The 24836-nt window shown below is 51.6% G+C and carries 20 protein-coding genes, 3 tRNA genes, 3 rRNA genes and 2 pseudogenes; 16 read left to right on the top strand and 12 right to left on the bottom strand.

The window, feature by feature from the left end:
* Positions 1–6 precede the first annotated feature (6 nt).
* Positions 7–966, top strand: coding sequence for an acetyl-CoA carboxylase carboxyl transferase subunit alpha (gene accA, locus C1P89_RS14650; protein ID WP_000055743.1), 960 nt, complete (start codon positions 7–9; stop codon positions 964–966).
* Between the two features lie 48 nt (positions 967–1014).
* Here the strand turns inward: accA and C1P89_RS14645 are convergent, their stop codons facing one another.
* Complete coding sequence (locus C1P89_RS14645) at positions 1015–2361, bottom strand: IS4-like element IS4 family transposase (RefSeq protein WP_005139426.1); 1347 nt, start codon at positions 2359–2361, stop codon at positions 1015–1017.
* A 67-nt stretch (positions 2362–2428) separates the two neighbouring features.
* Positions 2429–2647, bottom strand: a complete 219-nt coding sequence (locus tag C1P89_RS26005) for a hypothetical protein (RefSeq protein WP_239964994.1) — start codon at positions 2645–2647, stop codon at positions 2429–2431.
* Between C1P89_RS26005 and ldcC the strand changes: the two are divergent.
* From ldcC to tilS, 3 genes and pseudogenes are all read left to right on the top strand, one after another.
* Positions 2558–4644 (top strand): annotated as a pseudogene (gene ldcC / locus C1P89_RS14640) (lysine decarboxylase LdcC). The gene C1P89_RS26005 and the pseudogene ldcC overlap by 90 nt on opposite strands.
* 56 nt (positions 4645–4700) lie before the next feature.
* Complete coding sequence (locus tag C1P89_RS14635; RefSeq protein WP_000901098.1) at positions 4701–5090, top strand: VOC family protein; 390 nt, start codon at positions 4701–4703, stop codon at positions 5088–5090.
* A 64-nt stretch (positions 5091–5154) separates the two neighbouring features.
* Complete coding sequence (gene tilS / locus C1P89_RS14630; RefSeq protein WP_000176562.1) at positions 5155–6453, top strand: tRNA lysidine(34) synthetase TilS; 1299 nt, start codon at positions 5155–5157, stop codon at positions 6451–6453.
* A gap of 48 nt (positions 6454–6501) precedes the next feature.
* Here tilS and rof read toward each other — a convergent pair whose 3' ends face one another.
* Together rof and C1P89_RS14620 are read right to left on the bottom strand one after the other, a co-directional pair.
* Positions 6502–6762, bottom strand: a complete 261-nt coding sequence (rof, locus tag C1P89_RS14625) for a Rho-binding antiterminator (RefSeq protein WP_000062297.1) — start codon at positions 6760–6762, stop codon at positions 6502–6504.
* Positions 6749–6949, bottom strand: a complete 201-nt coding sequence (locus C1P89_RS14620) for a YaeP family protein (protein ID WP_000417058.1) — start codon at positions 6947–6949, stop codon at positions 6749–6751. The genes rof and C1P89_RS14620 overlap by 14 nt, the downstream gene beginning before the upstream one ends.
* A gap of 165 nt (positions 6950–7114) precedes the next feature.
* Between C1P89_RS14620 and C1P89_RS14615 the strand changes: the two genes are divergently transcribed.
* From C1P89_RS14615 to nlpE, 3 genes and pseudogenes are all read left to right on the top strand, one after another.
* Positions 7115–7660 (top strand): YaeQ family protein, encoded by a 546-nt coding sequence (locus C1P89_RS14615; RefSeq protein ID WP_001185303.1) that lies wholly within the window; start codon positions 7115–7117, stop codon positions 7658–7660.
* Positions 7657–8018 (top strand): annotated as a pseudogene (arfB, locus tag C1P89_RS14610) (alternative ribosome rescue aminoacyl-tRNA hydrolase ArfB). Before C1P89_RS14615 ends, arfB begins: the two are co-directional and overlap by 4 nt.
* A 73-nt stretch (positions 8019–8091) precedes the next feature.
* Positions 8092–8802 carry an envelope stress response activation lipoprotein NlpE gene (gene nlpE, locus C1P89_RS14605; RefSeq protein ID WP_000239192.1) on the top strand — a complete coding sequence of 237 codons (711 nt, stop codon included), beginning with the start codon at positions 8092–8094 and terminating at the stop codon, positions 8800–8802.
* Between the two features lie 154 nt (positions 8803–8956).
* On the opposite strand, the gene C1P89_RS14600 is transcribed toward nlpE, so the two are convergent.
* The 7 genes from C1P89_RS14600 to metN all read right to left on the bottom strand — a co-directional run bounded on the left by C1P89_RS14600 (position 8957) and on the right by metN (position 15421).
* Entirely contained in the window at positions 8957–9781 is an 825-nt protein-coding gene (locus C1P89_RS14600; RefSeq protein ID WP_005139446.1) for a YaeF family permuted papain-like enzyme, read from the bottom strand.
* Positions 9782–9833: 52 nt separating this feature from the next.
* Positions 9834–11552, bottom strand: a complete 1719-nt coding sequence (gene proS, locus C1P89_RS14595; RefSeq protein ID WP_001260712.1) for a proline--tRNA ligase — start codon at positions 11550–11552, stop codon at positions 9834–9836.
* A gap of 110 nt (positions 11553–11662) precedes the next feature.
* Positions 11663–12370, bottom strand: a complete 708-nt coding sequence (gene tsaA / locus C1P89_RS14590) for a tRNA (N6-threonylcarbamoyladenosine(37)-N6)-methyltransferase TrmO (protein ID WP_000094011.1) — start codon at positions 12368–12370, stop codon at positions 11663–11665.
* Positions 12367–12771, bottom strand: coding sequence for an Rcs stress response system protein RcsF (gene rcsF / locus C1P89_RS14585; protein ID WP_001202327.1), 405 nt, complete (start codon positions 12769–12771; stop codon positions 12367–12369). The genes tsaA and rcsF overlap by 4 nt, the downstream gene beginning before the upstream one ends.
* Before the next feature lie 117 nt (positions 12772–12888).
* Positions 12889–13704, bottom strand: a complete 816-nt coding sequence (gene metQ / locus C1P89_RS14580) for a methionine ABC transporter substrate-binding lipoprotein MetQ (RefSeq protein WP_000874224.1) — start codon at positions 13702–13704, stop codon at positions 12889–12891.
* 39 nt (positions 13705–13743) lie between these two features.
* Positions 13744–14397, bottom strand: a complete 654-nt coding sequence (locus C1P89_RS14575) for a methionine ABC transporter permease MetI (RefSeq protein WP_001294600.1) — start codon at positions 14395–14397, stop codon at positions 13744–13746.
* The gene (gene metN, locus C1P89_RS14570; protein WP_000593994.1) at positions 14390–15421 is read right to left on the bottom strand and encodes a methionine ABC transporter ATP-binding protein MetN; all 1032 of its coding nucleotides are present in this window, start codon (positions 15419–15421) and stop codon (positions 14390–14392) included. The genes C1P89_RS14575 and metN overlap by 8 nt, the downstream gene beginning before the upstream one ends.
* Positions 15422–15608: 187 nt before the next feature.
* On the opposite strand from metN, the gene gmhB reads away from it, so the two are divergent.
* The 8 genes from gmhB (at position 15609) to dkgB (ending at position 22884) form a co-directional block, all read left to right on the top strand.
* A complete protein-coding gene (gmhB, locus tag C1P89_RS14565; RefSeq protein WP_001140187.1) occupies positions 15609–16184 on the top strand; it encodes a D-glycero-beta-D-manno-heptose 1,7-bisphosphate 7-phosphatase in 576 nt (191 codons plus the stop codon).
* Between the two features lie 363 nt (positions 16185–16547).
* Positions 16548–18089, top strand: a 16S ribosomal RNA gene (locus tag C1P89_RS14560).
* Between the two features lie 68 nt (positions 18090–18157).
* Positions 18158–18234: transfer RNA gene (locus C1P89_RS14555), tRNA-Ile, on the top strand.
* A 42-nt stretch (positions 18235–18276) separates the two neighbouring features.
* Positions 18277–18352 (top strand) — tRNA-Ala (locus C1P89_RS14550).
* A gap of 183 nt (positions 18353–18535) precedes the next feature.
* Positions 18536–21438, top strand: a 23S ribosomal RNA gene (locus C1P89_RS14545).
* A 94-nt stretch (positions 21439–21532) separates the two neighbouring features.
* A 5S ribosomal RNA gene (rrf, locus tag C1P89_RS14540) occupies positions 21533–21648 on the top strand.
* The 16S, 23S and 5S rRNA genes sit together here with 3 tRNA genes alongside, the layout of an rRNA operon.
* A gap of 193 nt (positions 21649–21841) precedes the next feature.
* Positions 21842–21918: transfer RNA gene (locus tag C1P89_RS14535), tRNA-Asp, on the top strand.
* Positions 21919–22080: 162 nt separating this feature from the next.
* Entirely contained in the window at positions 22081–22884 is an 804-nt protein-coding gene (dkgB, locus tag C1P89_RS14530) for a 2,5-didehydrogluconate reductase DkgB (protein WP_000997036.1), read from the top strand.
* Here dkgB and yafC read toward each other — a convergent pair.
* Positions 22881–23795: a DNA-binding transcriptional regulator YafC gene (gene yafC / locus C1P89_RS14525; protein ID WP_000648577.1), complete on the bottom strand. Its 915-nt coding sequence runs from the start codon at positions 23793–23795 to the stop codon at positions 22881–22883. The two genes, dkgB and yafC, sit on opposite strands and share 4 nt — an antisense overlap.
* 240 nt (positions 23796–24035) lie before the next feature.
* Here yafC and C1P89_RS14520 point away from each other — a divergent pair, with 240 nt between their 5' ends.
* Complete coding sequence (locus C1P89_RS14520) at positions 24036–24836, top strand: endonuclease/exonuclease/phosphatase family protein (protein WP_001230983.1); 801 nt, start codon at positions 24036–24038, stop codon at positions 24834–24836.

Below are 24836 nucleotides of genomic sequence, written 5' to 3'. Positions count from 1 at the left end.
AATACTATGAGTCTGAATTTCCTTGATTTTGAACAGCCGATTGCAGAGCTGGAAGCGAAAATCGATTCTCTGACTGCGGTTAGCCGTCAGGATGAGAAACTGGATATTAACATCGATGAAGAAGTGCATCGTCTGCGTGAAAAAAGCGTAGAACTGACACGTAAAATCTTCGCCGATCTCGGTGCATGGCAGATTGCGCAACTGGCACGCCATCCACAGCGTCCTTATACCCTGGATTACGTTCGCCTGGCATTTGATGAATTTGACGAACTGGCTGGCGACCGCGCGTATGCAGACGATAAAGCTATCGTCGGTGGTATCGCCCGTCTTGACGGTCGTCCGGTGATGATCATTGGTCATCAAAAAGGTCGTGAAACCAAAGAAAAAATTCGCCGTAACTTTGGTATGCCAGCGCCAGAAGGTTACCGCAAAGCACTGCGTCTGATGCAAATGGCTGAACGCTTTAAGATGCCTATCATCACCTTTATCGACACCCCGGGGGCTTATCCTGGCGTGGGCGCAGAAGAGCGTGGTCAGTCTGAAGCCATTGCACGCAACCTGCGTGAAATGTCTCGCCTCGGCGTACCGGTAGTTTGTACGGTTATCGGTGAAGGTGGTTCTGGCGGTGCGCTGGCGATTGGCGTGGGCGATAAAGTGAATATGCTGCAATACAGCACCTATTCCGTTATCTCGCCGGAAGGTTGTGCGTCCATTCTGTGGAAGAGCGCCGACAAAGCGCCGCTGGCGGCTGAAGCGATGGGTATCATCGCTCCGCGTCTGAAAGAGCTGAAACTGATCGACTCCATCATCCCGGAACCGCTGGGCGGCGCTCACCGTAACCCGGAAGCGATGGCGGTATCGTTGAAAGCGCAACTGCTGGCGGATCTGGCCGATCTCGATGTGTTAAGCACTGAAGATTTAAAAAATCGTCGTTATCAGCGCCTGATGAGCTACGGTTACGCGTAATTCGCAAAAGTTCTGAAAAAGGGTCACTTCGGTGGTAATGCCAGTCAGTTAAGCAACTGACTGGCTCTTTTTCGGGGCTGTGGGGTATTTCCAGGGCCTCTCCTTTACCACTCTCGGGAAGGCCCTTTCCCTTCTCGTCGGTAATTTCACAAGTTGTCCCATACTTGCAAGATCGCGCATCAGCTCCGGTATACGTCCCGGTGAAGCGCCCTGCAATGTCATCAGCATTCTCATCACCATTCCGCATGATTCTGAGAAACTCAGTTGATTCGGCCAGTAACCTTTCAGATGTTCCGCCATTTTAATCATCTGATATCTCACCAGATTATAAGCCAGTAAGACACCCCACAGCTCTTGCTCCACAAGCTCCGGCTTTTTACTTCTCAGCGTCAGCCTGCTCAGTTGCATCGTCTGTTTTATCTCCCTGTATCCCAGTTCGATTTCCCAGCGATGACTGTACAGATCCGCCATTTCTCCTCCGGGGAAGCGCATGGCGTCCGTCATCGACGTCAGCAGATGGCAGACTTTTCCTTTGCGCGTCACGGTCAGCAGGCGGGCTGTCACTTCATTTCCCAGTCCCGGCCACTTTTTTCGTGCCTGCGGGCTGGTTTTCAGCTTCACCAGATGATCGCCTTTACCCAGTTTTCTGGGCTCTTCATATTGCGCTCCCTTTCTGAGAGGTATCATCCAGTGGCGGTGTTCTCCCGCCAGGCTCCAGGCATTTAACAGTCCCAGTGAGTAATAACCTTTATCCATTAACGTCAGAGTGTTATCGCCGGTTTGTTCTATAAGTTGCTCAGCAAGCTCATTTTCGCTGTTCTTCATCGTGCCGAAGGCTGCAGCCGTCAGCAAATGGCTGGTCAGTTCCATCTGGCAGACCATTTTGACCTGCGGGTAGAGCGCCGGGTTCCCGGCATGTGTCTGGCGGGGGAAGGCTGCATCGTTCTCTGGTGTATCCGGTGTGCGCCAGAACACACCATCGATGGCCAGCAGGGTCAGGCCGCACCAGTGCGGATGCGGCGTGGCGTTATGCCAGAGCTGCGCTGTTTTCGTGAACACGCGGCGGACAGCCTCACTTCCCAGGCGCTGGCGGGCCTGAATAACGGCACTGGGGGCAACGAAGGGGCGATTGCCCGGCAGCATGATGTCCAGGCGATTCACAATCTGGTGAAGAGGTTCTTTACGCTCAAGCGCCATGCCAACAATACACCAGACCATCATTTCGAGGGGAAGACGGCGCTTGCGTAGCGTTACAGTACCTGATTCGGCAAGGCAACGAGAGATGAGTTCGGGGTCGAGGTAATCCCCCAGAGAAGTCAGTGGGTTACGCAGAGAATCGTAACGGGATACCAGATCAAGAGCCTGTCCAATGTGCATAAAAAAATCCGGAAACAAGTGAGCGTTTCCGGATTCTTACACAGCCACTGGATCGGTCAACTGATCCTTAACTGATCGGCATTAGTCACTTCGGTGGCCCTTTTTTATCGCCACGGTTTGAGCAGGCTATGATTAAGGAAGGATTTTCCAGGAGGAACACATGAACATCATTGCCATTATGGGACCGCATGGCGTCTTTTATAAAGATGAGCCCATCAAAGAACTGGAGTCGGCGCTGGTGGCGCAAGGCTTTCAGATTATCTGGCCACAAAACAGCGTTGATTTGCTGAAATTTATCGAACATAACCCTCGAATTTGTGGCGTGATTTTTGACTGGGATGAGTACAGTCTCGATTTATGCAGCGATATCAATCAACTTAATGAATATCTCCCGCTTTATGCCTTCATCAACACCCACTCGACGATGGATGTCAGCGTGCAGGATATGCGGATGGCGCTCTGGTTTTTTGAATATGCGCTGGGCAGGCGGAAGATATCGCCATTCGTATGCGTCAGTACACCAACGAATATCTTGATAACATTACGCCGCCGTTCACGAAAGCCTTGTTTACCTACGTCAAAGAGCGGAAGTACACCTTTTGTACGCCGGGGCATATGGGCGGCACCGCATATCAAAAAAGCCCGGTTGGCTGCCTGTTTTATGATTTTTTCGGCGGGAATACCCTCAAGGCTGATGTCTCTATTTCGGTCACCGAGCTTGGTTCGTTGCTCGACCACACCGGGCCACACCTGGAAGCGGAAGAGTACATCGCGCGGACTTTTGGCGCGGAACAGAGTTATATCGTTACCAACGGAACATCGACGTCGAACAAAATTGTGGGTATGTACGCCGCGCCATCCGGCAGTACGCTGTTGATCGACCGCAATTGTCATAAATCGCTGGCGCATCTGTTGATGATGAACGATGTAGTGCCAGTCTGGCTGAAACCGACGCGTAATGCGTTGGGGATTCTTGGTGGGATCCCGCGCCGTGAATTTACTCGCGACAGCATCGAAGAGAAAGTCGCTGCCACCACGCAGGCACAATGGCCGGTTCATGCGGTGATTACCAACTCCACCTATGATGGCTTGCTCTACAACACCGACTGGATCAAACAGACGCTGGATGTCCCGTCGATCCACTTCGATTCCGCCTGGGTGCCGTACACCCATTTTCATCCGATCTACCAGGGGAAAAGTGGTATGAGCGGCGAGCGTGTTGCGGGAAAAGTGATCTTCGAAACGCAATCGACCCACAAAATGCTGGCGGCGTTATCGCAGGCTTCGCTGATCCACATTAAAGGCGAGTATGACGAAGAGGCGTTTAACGAAGCCTTTATGATGCATACCACCACCTCGCCCAGTTATCCCATTGTTGCTTCGGTTGAGACGGCGGCGGCGATGCTGCGTGGTAATCCGGGCAAACGGCTGATTAACCGTTCGGTGGAGCGGGCGCTGCATTTTCGCAAAGAGGTCCAGCGGTTGCGGGAAGAGTCTGACGGTTGGTTTTTCGATATCTGGCAACCGCCGCAGGTGGATGAAGCCGAATGCTGGCCCGTTGCGCCAGGCGAACAGTGGCACGGCTTTAACGATGCGGATGCCGATCATATGTTTCTCGATCCGGTTAAAGTCACTATTTTGACACCGGGGATGGACGAACAGGGCAATATGAGCGAGGAGGGGATCCCGGCGGCGCTGGTGGCAAAATTCCTCGACGAACGTGGGATCGTAGTAGAGAAAACCGGCCCTTATAACCTGCTGTTTCTCTTTAGTATTGGTATCGATAAAACCAAAGCAATGGGATTATTGCGTGGGTTGACGGAATTTAAACGCTCTTACGATCTCAACCTGCGGATCAAAAATATGCTACCCGATCTCTATGCTGAAGATCCCGATTTCTACCGCAATATGCGTATTCAGGATCTGGCGCAAGGGATCCATAAGCTGATTCGTAAACACGATCTTCCCGGTTTGATGTTGCGGGCATTCGATACTTTGCCGGAAATGATCATGACGCCACATCAGGCATGGCAGAGACAGATTAAAGGTGAAGTAGAAACCATTGCGCTGGAACAACTGGTCGGTAGAGTATCGGCAAATATGATCCTGCCTTATCCACCGGGCGTACCGCTGTTGATGCCAGGAGAAATGCTGACCAAAGAGAGCCGCACGGTACTCGATTTTCTACTGATGCTTTGTTCCGTAGGGCAACATTACCCCGGTTTTGAAACGGATATTCACGGCGCGAAACAGGACGAAGACGGCGTTTACCGCGTACGAGTCCTAAAAATGGCGGGATAACTTGCCAGAGCGGCTTCCGGGCGAGTAACGTGCTGTTAACAAATAAAGGAGACGTTATGCTGGGTTTAAAACAGGTTCACCATATTGCGATTATTGCGACGGATTATGCGGTGAGCAAAGCTTTCTACTGCGATATTCTTGGTTTCACGCTGCAAAGCGAAGTCTATCGCGAAGCGCGCGACTCGTGGAAAGGGGATTTGGCGCTTAATGGGCAATATGTGATTGAGCTTTTCTCTTTTCCGTTCCCGCCGGAGCGCCCCAGCCGACCGGAAGCTTGCGGCCTGCGTCATCTGGCTTTTAGCGTTGATGATATCGATGCGGCAGTGGCGCACCTTGAAAGCCATAACGTGAAGTGTGAAGCCATCCGTGTCGATCCATACACGCAAAAACGCTTCACGTTCTTTAACGATCCGGACGGGCTGCCGTTGGAACTGTATGAGCAGTAAGGCTTGTCATCGCCGCATTTGCCCGGTAACGTGCCGGGCATTGCTACTGTAAAATCGCACCATCATGACACTCACGCTCAATAGACAACTTCTCACCTCACGCCAGATTCTGGTGGCCTTTAGCGGCGGGCTTGACTCCACCGTTCTGCTGCATCAGTTGGTGCAGTGGCGGACGGAAAATCCGGGCGTCACTCTACGCGCTATCCATGTGCATCATGGTTTAAGTGCTAATGCCGATGCCTGGGTTAGGCATTGCGAGAACATCTGCCAACAGTGGCAGGTGCCGCTGGTGGTCGAGCGCGTGCAACTTGCGCAAGAAGGACTGGGCATTGAGGCCCAGGCGCGGCAGGCGCGTTATCAGGCATTTGCTCGTACCCTGTTACCCGGTGAAGTGCTGGTCACCGCGCAACATCTCGACGATCAATGTGAAACCTTTCTGCTGGCGCTAAAACGCGGTAGCGGCCCTGCCGGGCTTTCGGCTATGGGGGAAGTTTCGGAATTTGCCGGAACACGGCTTATCCGCCCGTTGCTTGCCCGCACGCGGGGGGAACTGGAGCAGTGGGCATTGGCGCATGGTTTACGCTGGATTGAAGACGAAAGTAATCAGGACGACTCATACGATCGTAACTTTCTGCGCCTGCGTGTAGTGCCGTTATTGCAGCAGCGTTGGCCGCATTTTGCCGAAGCAACGGCCCGCAGCGCCGCACTTTGTGCTGAACAAGAGAGTCTGTTGGATGAACTGCTGGCGGATGATTTAGCACACTGCCAAACGTCGCAGGGGACGCTGCAGATTGCGCCAATGCTGGCGATGAGTGATGCCCGTCGCGCGGCGATTATCCGCCGCTGGCTGGCAGGGCAGAATGCACCGATGCCTTCCCGCGACGCGCTGGTGCGGATCTGGCAGGAAGTGGCGCTGGCGCGGGAAGATGCCTCCCCCTGTTTACGTTTTGGCGCGTTTGAAATACGGCGCTATCAGTCGCAACTGTGGTGGATTAAATCCGTCACTGGGCAAAGCGAAACCATTGTGCCGTGGCAGACGTGGCTACAACCGCTGGAATTACCGGCGGGGCTGGGAAGTGTACAGCTTACTGCGGGAGGCGATATTCGCCCTCCGCGTGCAGACGAAGCGGTCAGCGTGCGTTTCAAAGCGCCAGGATTGCTGCATATTGTCGGGCGTAACGGCGGACGTAAGCTAAAGAAAATCTGGCAAGAGCTGGGCGTGCCGCCGTGGCTACGTGACACCACGCCACTGCTGTTTTATGGCGAAACGCTGATTGCGGCGGCAGGGGTATTTGTGACGCAAGAAGGTGTGGCTGAAGGTGAGAATGGCGTAAGTTTTGTCTGGCAGAAAACGCTTAGTTAAGTGAAAGCCGGATAAGACGCATCAAACGTCGCATCCGGCGAAAGTCAATCAGGATTCGCTTACCACCACCGTACCGATTTCCGGGTGGCTAAAGCTGGTAATTTTATCCAGACGCAGCTCGCGGGTTTCGCCAGCGGCCTCGACGACCAGATACTCCACATTTTTGCGGGAGACTAAATCACTGGCTTTTGCCTGCAATTTTTCGCCATCTTTCAGCTCAAGTGTCAGCATTAAATGATGCTGGCAGGCGAGCTCAAGATTATCGTAATCATCACAATTGATTGGTTGATACGCATCATTCATTGACATAATCGCTCACCAGTAAGTTTGCCGCAGCGTATGCTGCTTTTTCCCTGACAGCCTCAGAAAGGGCGTCGTCGGCAGCCATTTCATTCAGCACTTTCAAAACGCAGCCCAGCGCGTCCGGAACGTATCCTAAGTCTCCGCTGGCGATTTCCGCGTACCGCTTGCGTATTAACTCACAATATTTTTCCACATGCCCTCCTGTCAGCACTCTGACTTAACCGTGGATGCAAGTCTAAGCCTACGAAGATAAACTCTGTTTCGCAAGGTGACTATACCACACTCATTTCTGCAATATCAGCGCCGCAACTGCACGTATTCCGTTACAATGGCCTCCTGATTCGAAAGGAGTTTTCTTATGGCGCTTAAAGCGACAATTTATAAAGCGACGGTTAATGTGGCCGATCTCGACCGCAACCAGTTTCTCGATGCCTCTCTGACGCTGGCGCGCCACCCTTCAGAAACCCAGGAGCGTATGATGCTGCGCCTGCTGGCGTGGCTGAAATATGCTGATGAACGTCTGCAATTTACCCGTGGTTTGTGTGCCGATTATGAGCCGGAAGCGTGGCTGCGTAACGATCACCTGGGCATTGATTTGTGGATTGAGCTGGGGCTGCCGGATGAGCGGCGGATTAAGAAAGCCTGCACCCAGGCCGCAAAAGTGGCGCTGTTTACCTATAATAGCCGGGCGGCGCAAATCTGGTGGCAGCAAAATCAGAGCAAATGTGTGCAGTTTGCCAATCTTTCCGTCTGGTATCTGGACGATGAACAACTGGCGAAAGTAAGCGCCTTTGCCGATCGTACCATGACGCTGCAGGCAACGATTCAGGATGGCGTGATCTGGTTATCGGATGATAAGAATAATCTGGAAGTGAACTTAACCGCCTGGCAACAACCTTCATGATTGTGATTTCCCGACATGTTGCTATTCCCGATGGTGAGCTTGAGATCACCGCCATTCGTGCGCAGGGCGCGGGCGGGCAGCATGTTAATAAGACCTCAACGGCTATTCATCTGCGTTTTGACATTCGGGCGTCCAGCCTGCCAGAGTATTACAAAGAGCGTCTGCTCGCCGCCAGCCATCATTTGATCAGCATGATGGCGTAATTGTCATTAAGGCACAGGAATACCGCAGTCAGGAACTGAACCGCGAAGCGGCGCTGGCCCGGCTGGTGGCAGTGATTAAAGATTTAACAACAGAACAAAAAGCCCGACGACCCACGCGGCCCACCCGTGCATCGAAAGAGCGCAGGCTGGCATAGAAAGCACAAAAATCAAGCGTGAAGGCGATGCGCGGCAAAGTACGCAGCGGTCGGGAATAAAAAGAAGGAATGGATGGTGAAAAAAGCGATAGTGACAGCGATGGCTGTAATCAGCCTCTTTACTCTGATGGGATGTAATAATCGGGCCGAAGTCGATACGCTTTCTCCGGCGCAGGCTGCCGAACTAAAACCGATGCCGCAAAGTTGGCGCGGCGTGCTGCCGTGTGCCGATTGCGAAGGGATCGAAACCTCTCTGTTCCTCGAAAAAGACGGAACATGGGTGATGAATGAGCGTTATCTCGGTGCTCGTGAAGAACCTTCCTCCTTCGCTTCCTACGGTACATGGGCGCGAACCGCTGACAAGCTGGTATTAACCGACAGCAAAGGTGAAAAGTCATATTATCGGGCGAAAGGCGATGCGCTGGAGATGCTCGATCGTGAAGGCAATCCAATTGAATCGCAGTTCAACTATACGCTGGAACCGGCACAATCCAGTTTACCTATGACGCCGATGACCCTGCGAGGCATGTATTTTTATATGGCTGATGCGGCGACCTTCACTGATTGCGCGACCGGAAAACGTTTCATGGTAGCGAATAACGCAGAGCTGGAGCGTAGCTACCTGGCTGCGCGCGGTCACAGTGAAAAACCGGTGTTACTGTCAGTAGAAGGTCACTTTACGCTTGAGGCTAATCCGGATACTGGTGCGCCAACCAAAGTATTAGCGCCCGATACGGCGGGTAAATTTTACCCGAATAAGGATTGCAGTAGTTTGGGGCAGTAAACCTGCTTAAGGCAGAAACAAACGCAAAATTGCCTGATGCGCTGCGCTTATCAGGCCTACAGCATATAATGCAACATTTTGAATTAGCACGATTTTGTAGGCCGGATAAGGCGTTCACGACGCATCCGGCATTTTGTGCACGAGGCTGGCTTTATCACTGAGTCAGCCCAACAAAGCGACCCGCCTTGATATAAATCCCTGGCTTCAGGTGCCCAACATACTGTAACTGCGTTTCTGGCTTAAACGCAGAGACATCGCCAGTACGCATATGCATCAGATCGGCAGGGCTAATCCAGCCTGATTGCGCCAGCGTAAGCGGATGCCCGGCTTTGGCAAATGCATCAGTGACAAATTCCGAACAAAACCACGACTTTTTGTCTCCTTCGCCCACACTGCTTAACTGCGCTTTCGCCAGGCCGCTGACGCACTGTTGGCGAAAATCCTCGGAGAACGGATTCAGTGAGCACATCTGGCGAGTCACCATAAAGGGAATAAATTCGACAATGCCGCGATAGTTATAACTGCTATCTTTGATTTTATTGGCAAACGCGGTGATATCTGTGGCTTGTTGCGGGGTAAGATCCGGGACTCGTAAGACGAAAAGCTTATCACTATGCTTCATCGCTTTTTTAAGGGAAACGATCTGGACGCCAGCGCCTGTCGCTTCTGCAACGTTATTATCACCCAGATAGATTGCAACGTGACTCACAGAGGAAGTGCTGAAGACGCGGATTCCAAATGAGGTTACCCCAAGGCTTGAGGAGAACAGCAAATCGCCGGGTTTGAGATCAGGTACCGTTATTTCTTTTATTGATTGTTCGGTGAAAGAGCTTTGATGCTGGAATTTGACAGCCCATGTTTTTGCCTCGGCATCTACTGCTGTGGCTGATGGGTCTGGCTGGCTGATATCAACGGTACAAGCCGAAAGTAAAAGAAAGCTGGGGAGAAGCAGGCGGCAGTACGCCTTTGGTTTATCCATTTTATACAATCCATGTAAAAAAGGGCCCTGAAATTCAGGACCCTTTCTGGCATCAGCCTTTAATCTGTTTCACCAGATATTCGACGATGTCACCAGTCTTAATTAACTGTTTCTCGCCGTTGCGACGATATTTATATTCGATATCGTCGTTGTCGAGGTTACGGTCGCCCAGCACAATAGTGTGCGGAATACCGATCAGTTCCATATCAGCAAACATCACGCCCGGACGCTCTTTGCGGTCATCCAGCAGCACTTCGATACCTTGTGCACGCAGTTCGCTGTACAGTTTCTCAGCAAGCTCTTGTACGCGGAAGGATTTGTGCATGTTCATCGGCAGAATCGCCACCTGGAACGGCGCGATAGCGTCAGGCCATACGATGCCGCGTTCGTCGTAGTTCTGCTCAATCGCCGCAGCTACCACACGCGTTACCCCGATACCGTAGCAACCCATCGTCAGGATTTGGTTACGGCCATCTTCACCCTGTACGGAGGCTTTCAGTGCTTCGGAGTACTTGGTACCCAGCTGGAAGATGTGACCAACTTCGATACCACGTTTGATCAGCAGCGTACCCTGGCCATCCGGGCTTGGATCGCCAGCCACCACGTTACGGATATCTGCAACTTCCGGGGTAGCGACATCGCGATCCCAGTTGATACCGAAGTAGTGTTTACCATCGATGTTAGCACCAGCAGCGAAATCACTCATCGCCGCAACGGTACGGTCAATCACCACCGGAATCGGCATGTTTACCGGACCCAGTGAACCCGGACCGGCTTTAACCACAGCACGAATTTCTTCTTCGGTCGCGAAAGTCAGCGGGCTTGCAACCTGCGGCAGTTTTTCTGCTTTAACTTCGTTCAGCTCGTGATCACCGCGCACCAGCAGCGCAACCAGCGGGAAGCTGCTGCCTTCAACCGCTTTAACCAGCAGAGTCTTAACCGTTTTCTCAATCGGCAGATTGAACTGTTCAACCAGTTCCGCGATGGTTTTCGCGTTCGGCGTATCAACCAGCGTCATTTCCTGGGTAGCAGCAGCGCGCGGTTCTTTCGGCGCGATAGCTTCTGCCAGTTCAATGTTCGCTGCATAGTCAGAGGTGTCGGAGAAGACCACATCGTCTTCACCGCTCTGCGCCAGCACCTGGAATTCGTGAGAGGCGCTGCCGCCGATAGAACCGGTGTCGGCTTGCACGGCGCGGAAATCCAGCCCCATGCGGCTGAAGATTTTGCTGTAGGCCGCATACATTGCATCGTAGGTTTCCTGCAGGGATTCCTGAGAAGTATGGAAAGAGTAAGCATCTTTCATCAGGAATTCGCGGGAACGCATGACGCCGAAACGCGGACGCACTTCGTCGCGGAACTTGGTCTGGATCTGATAGAAGTTCAGCGGCAGCTGTTTGTAAGAGCTAAGCTCGTTACGAATCAGGTCAGTGATAACTTCTTCATGAGTTGGGCCGAGTACGAACGGACGCTCGCCACGGTCAACAAAACGCAGCAGTTCCGGACCGTACTGTTCCCAACGACCACTCTCTTGCCACAAATCGGCTGGCTGAACCACCGGCATCGACACCTCGATTGCACCGGCGTTGTTCATCTCTTCACGCACGATGTTTTCGACTTTTTTCAGAACGCGCACGCCGGTCGGCAGCCAGGTATATAACCCGGAGGCCAGCTTGCGGATCATCCCGGCGCGCAGCATCAGCTGATGGCTGATCACCTCGGCGTCGGCAGGTGTCTCCTTGAGAGTGGAGAGCAGGTATTGGCTAGTACGCATGTTGTTACGGTTCCAGTTGGAAGGTAGAACAGGCTCAAGGCGAGCCTGGGACAAAAAAAGTGATTTAGTTTACCAGTGCAAAAGAAATGTCAAAAGAGAAGGGCGTGAATTTAACGCGGTTCCAGCGCAAAGACTTCAAAACCTGCGTCGGTGACGCGCCAGCGAACGTTAAAATCATGTAGCCAGACGGCATAGGTTTTGCCCGTTTCCTCACCTTTACGATAGGCCGGGCGCGGGTCCTGCGCCAGTACTTCGCGGATAAACAGCGTTAACTGCGGATAACGCTTCTCCAGCGTCAAAAGCTGCTTTTCGACCTCTGCGGTAAAACTCACCGCCATCTCTGCAGCTGGCGCACTTTGCGCATAGCTGGCACTGGCATCGGGAAGCGATTCGGCAAAGGGGAGATACGGTTTGATATCCACTACCGGCGTACCATCGACCAGATCCAGACTGCCGAGCTTCAGAATCACGCTGTCTTTATGGCAAACAACCTCTTTCAGCTCTACCAGCGACATACCAATTGGGTTAGGGCGGAAAGTAGAGCGTGTTGCGAAAACCCCCATTCTGGCGTTACCGCCGAGGCGCGGTGGACGCACAGTCGGACGCCAGCCGCCTTCCATCGTTTGATGAAAGACGAAAAGGATCCATAAATGGCTGAACGCTTCCAGGCCGCGAACGGCGTCGGCCTGGTTGTAGGGAGCAATGAGATGCAGTTCGCCGTTGGCGCTTTTTACCAGACCAGGCTGGCGCGGAACGGCGAATTTTTCTTTATAGGGCGAGCGAATAACGCCTATTTGCTCGAACTGGAAACTGCTCATTTCGCCGTAATGTTAAGCGCAGAGCCGATACATACAGCCTGACGATAGCAGCCTAGCGTACCGCTGGTGACTTCGCAGCTATGCAGTAATACCGCATTGGCTTTCATTTTAGAGGCGTTGATTTGCATCCGCTTACGCGCGGTTGGAATGCTCGGCGGAGAGTCCTGATTAGAGGCCTGGCAAGAGTCGCCACTGACTTCACCGAGATCGCGGAACGGTTTGCCGACTAATTCTTCTGCATTGGTATAAATTCGGACCGGCGTGGCGCGCGGCGCTTTCGGTTTTGCAGGCTCCGCTTTCGGCTGGGGTGCAGTGCTTTGAACGGGTTCGACAGGGGATCTGCTTAACATGGAACAGCCGCTTAGCATGAGTGCTACTAAACAGATCGGTAAAGCACGCATAGTATTTCCTCAATGTATGATCAAAACGTCAATATTGAATCAGGAGCTTGTAAAAATGACAAGACGGGCAAGCGCCCGTCCTGAATGATATTACAAATTGTGGAAACAGCCTAAAAATTACCAGCCTTTAACAGCGCCGCCGTTAAACACTTTGTTTGCTGCTTCGTAAACTTCATCAGACTGATAAGCCTGGACGAATTTCTTCACGTTCTCGGCGTCTTTGTTATCTTCACGCGTTACGATCAGGTTCACGTACGGGGAGTCTTTATCTTCGACAAAGATACCGTCTTTCGCTGGAGTCAGGCCAATCTGGCTGGCATAGGTGGTATTGATAACTGCCAGAGCGATTTGCGCGTCGTCCAGAGATCGAGGCAGCTGCGGTGCTTCCAGCTCAACAATTTTCAGATTTTTTGGGTTCTCAACAACATCAAGAACGGTCGGCAGCAGGCCAACGCCATCTTTCAGTTTGATCAAGCCCACTTTTTGCAGCAGCAGCAGTGAACGACCAAGATTAGTTGGATCGTTTGGCACGGCAACCTGCGAACCATCCTGCAGTTCATCCAGTGATTTGATTTTCTTGGAGTAACCAGCAATCGGATAAACAAAAGTGTTGCCTACTGCGACCAGTTTGTAGCCACGATCTTTCAGTTGCTGATCAAGGTACGGTTTATGCTGGAAGGCGTTGGCGTCGATATCGCCTTTGCTCAATGCTTCGTTTGGCAGAACATAGTCGTTGAAGGTTACCAGCTCAACGTCCAGGCCATATTTGTCTTTCGCAACTTTCTGCGCGACTTCTGCTACCTGCTGTTCGGCACCAACAATCACGCCGACTTTAATGTGGTTTGGATCTTTTTCATCCTGACCGCAGCCTACCAGTGCCAGTGATCCAATCAGGGCTCCCACTGCCGCAAAGGTTTTGAATTTGAACGCCATACCTTATTCCTTCTTCAATTATTTATGTTGTGTTGAACGTTACTTGCGAGTGACAGCCCGGACGATGCGGTCGCCTGCGAACTGAATTAAATAAACCAGAATGACCAGCAATACCAGTACCGTATTCATCACCGTCGCGTTGTAGCCGATGTAGCCATACTGATAGCCAATCTGACCTAAACCACCGGCACCGACTGCACCACCCATCGCGGAATAACCGACCAGGGTAATCAGGGTGATAGTTGCCGCATTCACCAGACCCGGCAACGCTTCCGGTAACAGCACTTTACGGACGATCTGCATTGGCGTGGCACCCATTGCGCGGGAAGCTTCAATTAACCCGGTTGGGATCTCCAGCAGAGCGTTCTCGACCATACGGGCAATAAACGGTGCTGCACCAACGGTTAACGGAACAATTGCTGCCTGCAAACCAATCGATGTACCGACAATAACGCGGGTAAACGGAATCATCCATACCAGCAAGATAATGAACGGGATGGAACGGAAAATGTTCACAATCGCAGAAACGGTACGATACAGCTTCGCGTTAGCAATAATTTGCCCCGGACGCGTGACATAAAGCAGAACGCCAACCGGCAGACCAATCACAAAGCCAAAAAATCCGGATACGAAGGTCATTGCCAGCGTTTCCCATACGCCACGAACCAGCAGCCACATCATCGGCTCAGACATAACCCAGTACCTCTACTTTTACATGGTGTTCCTGCAGCCAGGCAATGGCGGCTTGCGTATCTTGTTGTGTGCCGTGCATTTCAGTCAGCATGATGCCGAATTTAACGCCACCGGCGTAGTCCATCTGCGCGCTAATAATGTTGTTGTTGACGTTGAAACGACGCGCGGTTTCAGAAAGCAGTGGGGCATCGACCGATTGACCGGTAAACTCCAGACGCAGCATCGGCACGCAGTCAGTAAATGGCTCCGCTTGCAGACGTTCCTGGTAATCTTCCGGGATATCCAGATGCAGGGTCGACTGAATAAACTTCTGCGCCAGCGGCGTTTTCGGATGCGAGAACACTTCACTTACCGTGTCCTGCTCGATCAGTTCGCCATTGCTGATGACCGCCACGCAATCACAAATACGCTTCACAACGTCCATTTCGTGGGTGATCAACAGAATCGTCAAACCCAGACGGCGGTTAATGTCTTTCAGCAGTTCGAGAATAGAACGTGTCGTTGCCGGGTCCAGCGCGCTGGTGGCTTCATCACACAGCAATACTTTGGGATTGCTGGCTAATGCACGGGCAATCGCCACACGTTGTTTCTGCCCACCGGAAAGATTCGACGGGTAGCTATCATGCTTATCGCCAAGACCAACCAATGACAGCAATTCCGTCACGCGACGTTTGATCTCGTCTTTCGGTGTGTTGTCCAGCTCCAGCGGCAGAGCCACGTTGCCAAAAACAGTACGCGAAGAGAGCAGGTTAAAATGCTGGAAAATCATACCAATCTGGCGGCGAGCTTTGGTCAACTCGGATTCTGACAGCGTGGTCAATTCTTGGCCATCGACCAGCACGCTACCCTCGGTTGGGCGCTCCAGCAGGTTTACACAACGTATAAGCGTACTCTTACCCGCGCCTGAGGCACCGATAACGCCATAAATTTGTCCAGCTGGCACATGCAGGCTGACGTTGTTCAACGCCTGGATGGTGCGGGTGCCCTGGTGGAACACTTTGGTGATATTCGAAAGTTTTATCATTGATTATTTATTATCGTCATTAAGTTAGTCGTGGCATCTCGAATGCCTGAAACGGGCAACGCCGTCAATGAAATGGATGTTAAGGCATCCAGACGTCTAAATCAATCAGGTTTATGCGAAGAGCACTTTCTTGCAGGTCGAAACATGCGATACTAGCGTCCCATGCCTTATTAAGGAGCTATAAAAGGTGGCGAAGAGCGTACCCGCAATTTTTCTTGACCGTGATGGCACCATTAATGTCGATCACGGCTATGTCCATGAGATCGACAACTTTGAATTTATCGACGGTGTTATTGACGCCATGCGCGAGCTAAAAAAAATGGGCTTTGCGCTGGTGGTAGTAACCAACCAGTCTGGCATTGCTCGCGGTAAATTTACCGAAGCACAGTTTGAAACGCTGACCGAGTGGATGGACTGGTCGCTGGCGGACCGAGATGTCGATCTGGATGGTATCTATTATTGCCCGCATCATCCGCAGGGTAGTGTTGAAGAGTTTCGCCAGGTCTGCGATTGCCGCAAACCACATCCGGGGATGCTTTTGTCAGCACGCGATTATTTGCATATTGATATGGCCGCTTCTTATATGGTGGGCGATAAATTAGAAGATATGCAGGCAGCGGTTGCGGCGAACGTGGGAACAAAAGTGCTGGTGCGTACGGGTAAACCTATTACACCTGAAGCAGAAAACGCGGCAGATTGGGTGTTAAATAGCCTGGCAGACCTGCCGCAAGCGATAAAAAAGCAGCAAAAACCGGCGCAATGATTAAAAGATGAGCGGTTGAAATAAAAATGCATTTTTCCGCTTGTCTTCCTGAGCCGACTCCCTATAATGCGCCTCCATCGACACGGCGGATGTGAATCACTTCACACAAACAGCCGGTTCGGTTGAAGAGAAAAAATCCTGAAATTCAGGGTTGACTCTGAAAGAGGAAAGCGTAATATACGCCACCTCGCGACAGTGAGCTGAAAGCTGCGTCGCAACTGCTCTTTAACAATTTATCAGACAATCTGTGTGGGCACTCGAAGATACGGATTCTTAACGTCGCAAGACGAAAAATGAATACCAAGTCTCAAGAGTGAACACGTAATTCATTACGAAGTTTAATTCTTTGAGCATCAAACTTTTAAATTGAAGAGTTTGATCATGGCTCAGATTGAACGCTGGCGGCAGGCCTAACACATGCAAGTCGAACGGTAACAGGAAACAGCTTGCTGTTTCGCTGACGAGTGGCGGACGGGTGAGTAATGTCTGGGAAACTGCCTGATGGAGGGGGATAACTACTGGAAACGGTAGCTAATACCGCATAATGTCGCAAGACTAAAGAGGGGGACCTTCGGGCCTCTTGCCATCGGATGTGCCCAGATGGGATTAGCTAGTAGGTGGGGTAACGGCTCACCTAGGCGACGATCCCTAGCTGGTCTGAGAGGATGACCAGCCACACTGGAACTGAGACACGGTCCAGACTCCTACGGGAGGCAGCAGTGGGGAATATTGCACAATGGGCGCAAGCCTGATGCAGCCATGCCGCGTGTATGAAGAAGGCCTTCGGGTTGTAAAGTACTTTCAGCGGGGAGGAAGGGAGTAAAGTTAATACCTTTACTCATTGACGTTACCCGCAGAAGAAGCACCGGCTAACTCCGTGCCAGCAGCCGCGGTAATACGGAGGGTGCAAGCGTTAATCGGAATTACTGGGCGTAAAGCGCACGCAGGCGGTTTGTTAAGTCAGATGTGAAATCCCCGGGCTCAACCTGGGAACTGCATCTGATACTGGCAAGCTTGAGTCTCGTAGAGGGGGGTAGAATTCCAGGTGTAGCGGTGAAATGCGTAGAGATCTGGAGGAATACCGGTGGCGAAGGCGGCCCCCTGGACGAAGACTGACGCTCAGGTGCGAAAGCGTGGGGAGCAAACAGGATTAGATACCCTGGTAGTCCACGCCGTAAACGATGTCGACTTGGAGGTTGTGCCCTTGAGGCGTGGCTTCCGGAGCTAACGCGTTAAGTCGACCGCCTGGGGAGTACGGCCGCAAGGTTAAAACTCAAATGAATTGACGGGGGCCCGCACAAGCGGTGGAGCATGTGGTTTAATTCGATGCAACGCGAAGAACCTTACCTGGTCTTGACATCCACAGAACTTTCCAGAGATGGATTGGTGCCTTCGGGAACTGTGAGACAGGTGCTGCATGGCTGTCGTCAGCTCGTGTTGTGAAATGTTGGGTTAAGTCCCGCAACGAGCGCAACCCTTATCCTTTGTTGCCAGCGGTCCGGCCGGGAACTCAAAGGAGACTGCCAGTGATAAACTGGAGGAAGGTGGGGATGACGTCAAGTCATCATGGCCCTTACGACCAGGGCTACACACGTGCTACAATGGCGCATACAAAGAGAAGCGACCTCGCGAGAGCAAGCGGACCTCATAAAGTGCGTCGTAGTCCGGATTGGAGTCTGCAACTCGACTCCATGAAGTCGGAATCGCTAGTAATCGTGGATCAGAATGCCACGGTGAATACGTTCCCGGGCCTTGTACACACCGCCCGTCACACCATGGGAGTGGGTTGCAAAAGAAGTAGGTAGCTTAACCTTCGGGAGGGCGCTTACCACTTTGTGATTCATGACTGGGGTGAAGTCGTAACAAGGTAACCGTAGGGGAACCTGCGGTTGGATCACCTCCTTACCTTAAAGAAGCGTTCTTTGCAGTGCTCACACAGATTGTCTGATGAAAATGAGCAGTAAAACCTCTACAGGCTTGTAGCTCAGGTGGTTAGAGCGCACCCCTGATAAGGGTGAGGTCGGTGGTTCAAGTCCACTCAGGCCTACCAAATTTGCATCGCAAATTTGAAGAGGTTTTAACTACATGTTATGGGGCTATAGCTCAGCTGGGAGAGCGCCTGCTTTGCACGCAGGAGGTCTGCGGTTCGATCCCGCATAGCTCCACCATCTCTGTAGTGATTAAATAAAAAATACTTCAGAGTGTACCTGCAAAGGTTCACTGCGAAGTTTTGCTCTTTAAAAATCTGGATCAAGCTGAAAATTGAAACACTGAACAATGAAAGTTGTTCGTGAGTCTCTCAAATTTTCGCAACACGATGATGAATCGCAAGAAACATCTTCGGGTTGTGAGGTTAAGCGACTAAGCGTACACGGTGGATGCCCTGGCAGTCAGAGGCGATGAAGGACGTGCTAATCTGCGATAAGCGTCGGTAAGGTGATATGAACCGTTATAACCGGCGATTTCCGAATGGGGAAACCCAGTGTGATTCGTCACACTATCATTAACTGAATCCATAGGTTAATGAGGCGAACCGGGGGAACTGAAACATCTAAGTACCCCGAGGAAAAGAAATCAACCGAGATTCCCCCAGTAGCGGCGAGCGAACGGGGAGCAGCCCAGAGCCTGAATCAGTGTGTGTGTTAGTGGAAGCGTCTGGAAAGGCGCGCGATACAGGGTGACAGCCCCGTACACAAAAATGCACATATTGTGAGCTCGATGAGTAGGGCGGGACACGTGGTATCCTGTCTGAATATGGGGGCCCATCCTCCAAGGCTAAATACTCCTGACTGACCGATAGTGAACCAGTACCGTGAGGGAAAGGCGAAAAGAACCCCGGCGAGGGGAGTGAAAAAGAACCTGAAACCGTGTACGTACAAGCAGTGGGAGCACGCTTAGGCGTGTGACTGCGTACCTTTTGTATAATGGGTCAGCGACTTATATTCTGTAGCAAGGTTAACCGAATAGGGGAGCCGAAGGGAAACCGAGTCTTAACTGGGCGTTAAGTTGCAGGGTATAGACCCGAAACCCGGTGATCTAGCCATGGGCAGGTTGAAGGTTGGGTAACACTAACTGGAGGACCGAACCGACTAATGTTGAAAAATTAGCGGATGACTTGTGGCTGGGGGTGAAAGGCCAATCAAACCGGGAGATAGCTGGTTCTCCCCGAAAGCTATTTAGGTAGCGCCTCGTGAATTCATCTCCGGGGGTAGAGCACTGTTTCGGCAAGGGGGTCATCCCGACTTACCAACCCGATGCAAACTGCGAATACCGGAGAATGTTATCACGGGAGACACACGGCGGGTGCTAACGTCCGTCGTGAAGAGGGAAACAACCCAGACCGCCAGCTAAGGTCCCAAAGTCATGGTTAAGTGGGAAACGATGTGGGAAGGCCCAGACAGCCAGGATGTTGGCTTAGAAGCAGCCATCATTTAAAGAAAGCGTAATAGCTCACTGGTCGAGTCGGCCTGCGCGGAAGATGTAACGGGGCTAAACCATGCACCGAAGCTGCGGCAGCGATGCTTATGCGTTGTTGGGTAGGGGAGCGTTCTGTAAGCCTGCGAAGGTGTGCTGTGAGGCATGCTGGAGGTATCAGAAGTGCGAATGCTGACATAAGTAACGATAAAGCGGGTGAAAAGCCCGCTCGCCGGAAGACCAAGGGTTCCTGTCCAACGTTAATCGGGGCAGGGTGAGTCGACCCCTAAGGCGAGGCCGAAAGGCGTAGTCGATGGGAAACAGGTTAATATTCCTGTACTTGGTGTTACTGCGAAGGGGGGACGGAGAAGGCTATGTTGGCCGGGCGACGGTTGTCCCGGTTTAAGCGTGTAGGCTGGTTTTCCAGGCAAATCCGGAAAATCAAGGCTGAGGCGTGATGACGAGGCACTACGGTGCTGAAGCAACAAATGCCCTGCTTCCAGGAAAAGCCTCTAAGCATCAGGTAACATCAAATCGTACCCCAAACCGACACAGGTGGTCAGGTAGAGAATACCAAGGCGCTTGAGAGAACTCGGGTGAAGGAACTAGGCAAAATGGTGCCGTAACTTCGGGAGAAGGCACGCTGATATGTAGGTGAAGTCCCTTGCGGATGGAGCTGAAATCAGTCGAAGATACCAGCTGGCTGCAACTGTTTATTAAAAACACAGCACTGTGCAAACACGAAAGTGGACGTATACGGTGTGACGCCTGCCCGGTGCCGGAAGGTTAATTGATGGGGTCAGCGCAAGCGAAGCTCTTGATCGAAGCCCCGGTAAACGGCGGCCGTAACTATAACGGTCCTAAGGTAGCGAAATTCCTTGTCGGGTAAGTTCCGACCTGCACGAATGGCGTAATGATGGCCAGGCTGTCTCCACCCGAGACTCAGTGAAATTGAACTCGCTGTGAAGATGCAGTGTACCCGCGGCAAGACGGAAAGACCCCGTGAACCTTTACTATAGCTTGACACTGAACATTGAGCCTTGATGTGTAGGATAGGTGGGAGGCTTTGAAGTGTGGACGCCAGTCTGCATGGAGCCGGCCTTGAAATACCACCCTTTAATGTTTAATGTTCTAACGTGGACCCGTGATCCGGGTTGCGGACAGTGTCTGGTGGGTAGTTTGACTGGGGCGGTCTCCTCCTAAAGAGTAACGGAGGAGCACGAAGGTTGGCTAATCCTGGTCGGACATCAGGAGGTTAGTGCAATGGCATAAGCCAGCTTGACTGCGAGCGTGACGGCGCGAGCAGGTGCGAAAGCAGGTCATAGTGATCCGGTGGTTCTGAATGGAAGGGCCATCGCTCAACGGATAAAAGGTACTCCGGGGATAACAGGCTGATACCGCCCAAGAGTTCATATCGACGGCGGTGTTTGGCACCTCGATGTCGGCTCATCACATCCTGGGGCTGAAGTAGGTCCCAAGGGTATGGCTGTTCGCCATTTAAAGTGGTACGCGAGCTGGGTTTAGAACGTCGTGAGACAGTTCGGTCCCTATCTGCCGTGGGCGCTGGAGAACTGAGGGGGGCTGCTCCTAGTACGAGAGGACCGGAGTGGACGCATCACTGGTGTTCGGGTTGTCATGCCAATGGCACTGCCCGGTAGCTAAATGCGGAAGAGATAAGTGCTGAAAGCATCTAAGCACGAAACTTGCCCCGAGATGAGTTCTCCCTGACCCTTTAAGGGTCCTGAAGGAACGTTGAAGACGACGACGTTGATAGGCCGGGTGTGTAAGCGCAGCGATGCGTTGAGCTAACCGGTACTAATGAACCGTGAGGCTTAACCTTACAACGCCGAAGGTGTTTTGGCGGATGAGAGAAGATTTTCAGCCTGATACAGATTAAATCAGAACGCAGAAGCGGTCTGATAAAACAGAATTTGCCTGGCGGCCGTAGCGCGGTGGTCCCACCTGACCCCATGCCGAACTCAGAAGTGAAACGCCGTAGCGCCGATGGTAGTGTGGGGTCTCCCCATGCGAGAGTAGGGAACTGCCAGGCATCAAATTACGAAGAATGGCACTGACCTTTGAGGCAGTTCACTACTCGATAAGAGAGTAGGACAAAAGCGAAAGCTTTTGAACGTTGCGAAGCAACGGCCCGAAGGGTGAATCACGAAGTGATTCATAAACTGCCAGGCATCAAATTAAGCAGTAAGCCGGTCATAAAACCGGTGGTTGTAAAAGAATTCGGTGGAGCGGTAGTTCAGTCGGTTAGAATACCTGCCTGTCACGCAGGGGGTCGCGGGTTCGAGTCCCGTCCGTTCCGCCACTTATTAAGAAGCCTCGAGTTAACGCTCGAGGTTTTTTTTCGTCTGTATATCTATTATTGCCAGAATCGCAAAAATCCTCTGCATTTTATGCTCTTTTTCCGCAACAGTCTGAAGCCCATAATCACCTCAGTTAACGAAAATAGCATTAAAAGAGGCATATTATGGCTATCCCTGCATTTGGTTTAGGTACTTTCCGTCTCAAAGACGACGTTGTTATTTCATCTGTGAAAACGGCGCTTGAACTTGGTTATCGCGCAATTGATACTGCACAAATCTATGATAACGAAGCCGCAGTAGGTCAGGCGATTGCAGAAAGTGGCGTGCCACGTCATGAACTCTACATCACCACTAAAATCTGGATTGAAAATCTCAGCAAAGACAAATTGATCCCGAGTCTAAAAGAGAGCCTGCAAAAATTGCGTACCGATTATGTTGATCTGACGCTAATCCACTGGCCGTCACCAAACGATGAAGTCTCTGTTGAAGAGTTTATGCAGGCGCTGCTGGAGGCCAAAAAACAAGGTCTGACACGTGAGATCGGTATTTCCAACTTCACGATCCCGTTGATGGAAAAAGCGATTGCTGCTGTTGGCGCTGAAAACATCGCTACCAACCAGATTGAACTCTCTCCTTATCTGCAAAACCGTAAAGTGGTTGCCTGGGCTAAACAGCACGGTATTCATATCACTTCCTATATGACGCTGGCTTATGGTAAGGCACTGAAAGATGAGGTTATTGCTCGTATTGCAGCTAAACACAATGCGACTCCGGCACAAGTGATTCTGGCGTGGGCTATGGGGGAAGGTTACTCAGTAATTCCTTCTTCTACTAAACGTAAAAACCTGGAAAGTAATCTTAAGGCACAAAATTTACAGCTTGATGCCGAAGATAAAAAAGCGATCGCCGCACTGGATTGCAACGACCGCCTGGTTAGCCCGGAAGGTCTGGCTCCTGAATGGGATTAAGCCTCTCTGACAGCTCCTCCGGGAGCTGTTTTTACATGCTCGCTAAGGAAATCGATAAAAGCCCGGATGCGCGTACTTACCGCACGGTCGCTGTAATAGACGGCACTGAATGGCATTTCCACTGGCAACACTTTATCTGCCATTAACTCCACCAATTCTCCGCGAGCGATTTCTTTGTCGATCATGTAGTCGGACAAACACGCAATCCCGTTGCCACTCAGGCAAAGCTGTTTCAGTGTTTCCCCACTATTGGATGACAAACCGTACTTCACCTCATGTAATTGTCCATCACTACAGGCTATCGGCCAGGTATTGAGGGAAGCGGGTTCAGTGAATCCCAGGCAAACATGTTGCTTTAAATCGTCGATCGTTTCTGGCTTCCCGTAGCGGGAAATATAATCGGGGGAGGCGATAATTTTTCGATAACTGTTAAATAACGGCCTGGCACGTAAGCTGGAGTCCGTTAACGTACCAGCGCGTATCGCGACATCCACTTTTCTTTCGATCAAATTAATAATCGTTTCGGAGGAGACTAGCGATAAAGTGACTTCCGGATAGCGTTCACGGAAAGGCTTAATTAACGGCATCAGAAAGTGCAGCACCACTGGAGTTGCGGCATCGATCCGTAACAGTCCACGCGGTGTATTACGCGTCTCCATAATTTCTGATTCTGCCGCTGCCATCTCCTGCAAAATTGACTGTACGCGACGAAAATAACGCTCGCCTTCTTCCGTCAGGCTAAGTTGCCGCGTGGTCCGATTAAGCAGGCTAACGCCAAGTTTCATTTCCAGCTTTTTCACCGCCCGGCTTACCGCTGAGTTTGCTTGCCCTAATTGTTCCGCTGCCCGGCTAAAGCTGCCGCTTTCGACGACCGAAACAAAAATGGCGAGTTCTTCCGACGTGGCTTTCATTTTTGCTCCTGTTGCAAAATAGATGAGATATTTTGAATTTATTTGTCATTAAACCATCAGGATGCGTGATATGTCATCCGATTTAATGTTCTCAATAATGAGCAAATTTCTGACCGGTGTAAGCACTTGCTTACATAACAATATACAATTGCTCGTTGAAAGAGTGAGCTAAAATCCCTATAACAGTAGAACCCTCCCGAGTGCGGAAGGGTTGACGTAATAGAGGTTTCAAAGTCAAAAGTGCGAAAAAACACCTATGCCATGCGCTATGTTGCCGGACAACCTGCGGAGAGGATCTTACCGCCGGGGTCTTTTGCGAGCATCGGCCAGGCATTACCACCCGGAGAACCGTTAAGTACCGAAGAGCGTATTCGGATCCTGGTGTGGAACATATACAAACAGCAACGCGCTGAATGGTTGTCGGTATTAAAGAATTACGGCAAAGACGCACATCTGGTGTTATTGCAGGAAGCGCAAACAACGCCAGAGTTGGTACAGTTTGCGACCGCTAACTATCTTGCCGCCGATCAGGTACCCGCTTTCGTGCTGCCACAACATCCTTCTGGCGTAATGACCCTTTCGGCGGCACATCCAGTGTATTGCTGCCCGTTACGTGAACGAGAACCCATTTTGCGTCTGGCGAAGTCGGCACTGGTGACGGTCTATCCATTACCTGACACCCGCCTGTTGATGGTGGTTAATATACACGCCGTCAACTTCAGTCTGGGCGTGGATGTCTATAGTAAGCAGTTACTTCCTATTGGTGATCAGATAGCTCACCACAGCGGCCCGGTCATTATGGCGGGAGATTTCAATGCCTGGAGCCGTAGAAGGATGAACGCGTTATATCGCTTTGCGCGGGAAATGTCGCTGCGCCAGGTGCGTTTTACCGATGATCAGCGCCGTCGGGCGTTTGGTCGCCCGCTCGATTTTGTTTTCTACCGTGGTCTGAACGTCAGTGAAGCTTCTGTACTGGTTACGCGCGCTTCCGATCACAATCCGCTACTCGTTGAATTCAGTCCCGGCAAGCCTGATAAATAA

Origin of the sequence: Shigella sonnei (genome assembly GCF_002950395.1) — a bacterium.
Classification (GTDB): Bacteria; Pseudomonadota; Gammaproteobacteria; order Enterobacterales; family Enterobacteriaceae; genus ECMA0423.
This window is presented reverse-complemented; position numbering and strand designations above follow the sequence as displayed.

Coding starts and splice junctions, on each gene's coding strand:
- C1P89_RS26005 (WP_239964994.1), bottom strand. CDS start 2,647: ATGTTCGATAAATTTCAGCAAATCAACGCTGTTTTGTGGCCAGATAAT.
- C1P89_RS14635 (WP_000901098.1), top strand. CDS start 4,701: ATGCTGGGTTTAAAACAGGTTCACCATATTGCGATTATTGCGACGGAT.
- rof (WP_000062297.1), bottom strand. CDS start 6,762: ATGTCAATGAATGATGCGTATCAACCAATCAATTGTGATGATTACGAT.
- dkgB (WP_000997036.1), top strand. CDS start 22,081: ATGGCTATCCCTGCATTTGGTTTAGGTACTTTCCGTCTCAAAGACGAC.
- tsaA (WP_000094011.1), bottom strand. CDS start 12,370: ATGAGCAGTTTCCAGTTCGAGCAAATAGGCGTTATTCGCTCGCCCTAT.
- C1P89_RS14575 (WP_001294600.1), bottom strand. CDS start 14,397: ATGTCTGAGCCGATGATGTGGCTGCTGGTTCGTGGCGTATGGGAAACG.
- yafC (WP_000648577.1), bottom strand. CDS start 23,795: ATGAAAGCCACGTCGGAAGAACTCGCCATTTTTGTTTCGGTCGTCGAA.
- proS (WP_001260712.1), bottom strand. CDS start 11,552: ATGCGTACTAGCCAATACCTGCTCTCCACTCTCAAGGAGACACCTGCC.
- C1P89_RS14615 (WP_001185303.1), top strand. CDS start 7,115: ATGGCGCTTAAAGCGACAATTTATAAAGCGACGGTTAATGTGGCCGAT.
- accA (WP_000055743.1), top strand. CDS start 7: ATGAGTCTGAATTTCCTTGATTTTGAACAGCCGATTGCAGAGCTGGAA.
- nlpE (WP_000239192.1), top strand. CDS start 8,092: ATGGTGAAAAAAGCGATAGTGACAGCGATGGCTGTAATCAGCCTCTTT.
- C1P89_RS14600 (WP_005139446.1), bottom strand. CDS start 9,781: ATGGATAAACCAAAGGCGTACTGCCGCCTGCTTCTCCCCAGCTTTCTT.
- metQ (WP_000874224.1), bottom strand. CDS start 13,704: ATGGCGTTCAAATTCAAAACCTTTGCGGCAGTGGGAGCCCTGATTGGA.
- metN (WP_000593994.1), bottom strand. CDS start 15,421: ATGATAAAACTTTCGAATATCACCAAAGTGTTCCACCAGGGCACCCGC.
- tilS (WP_000176562.1), top strand. CDS start 5,155: ATGACACTCACGCTCAATAGACAACTTCTCACCTCACGCCAGATTCTG.
- rcsF (WP_001202327.1), bottom strand. CDS start 12,771: ATGCGTGCTTTACCGATCTGTTTAGTAGCACTCATGCTAAGCGGCTGT.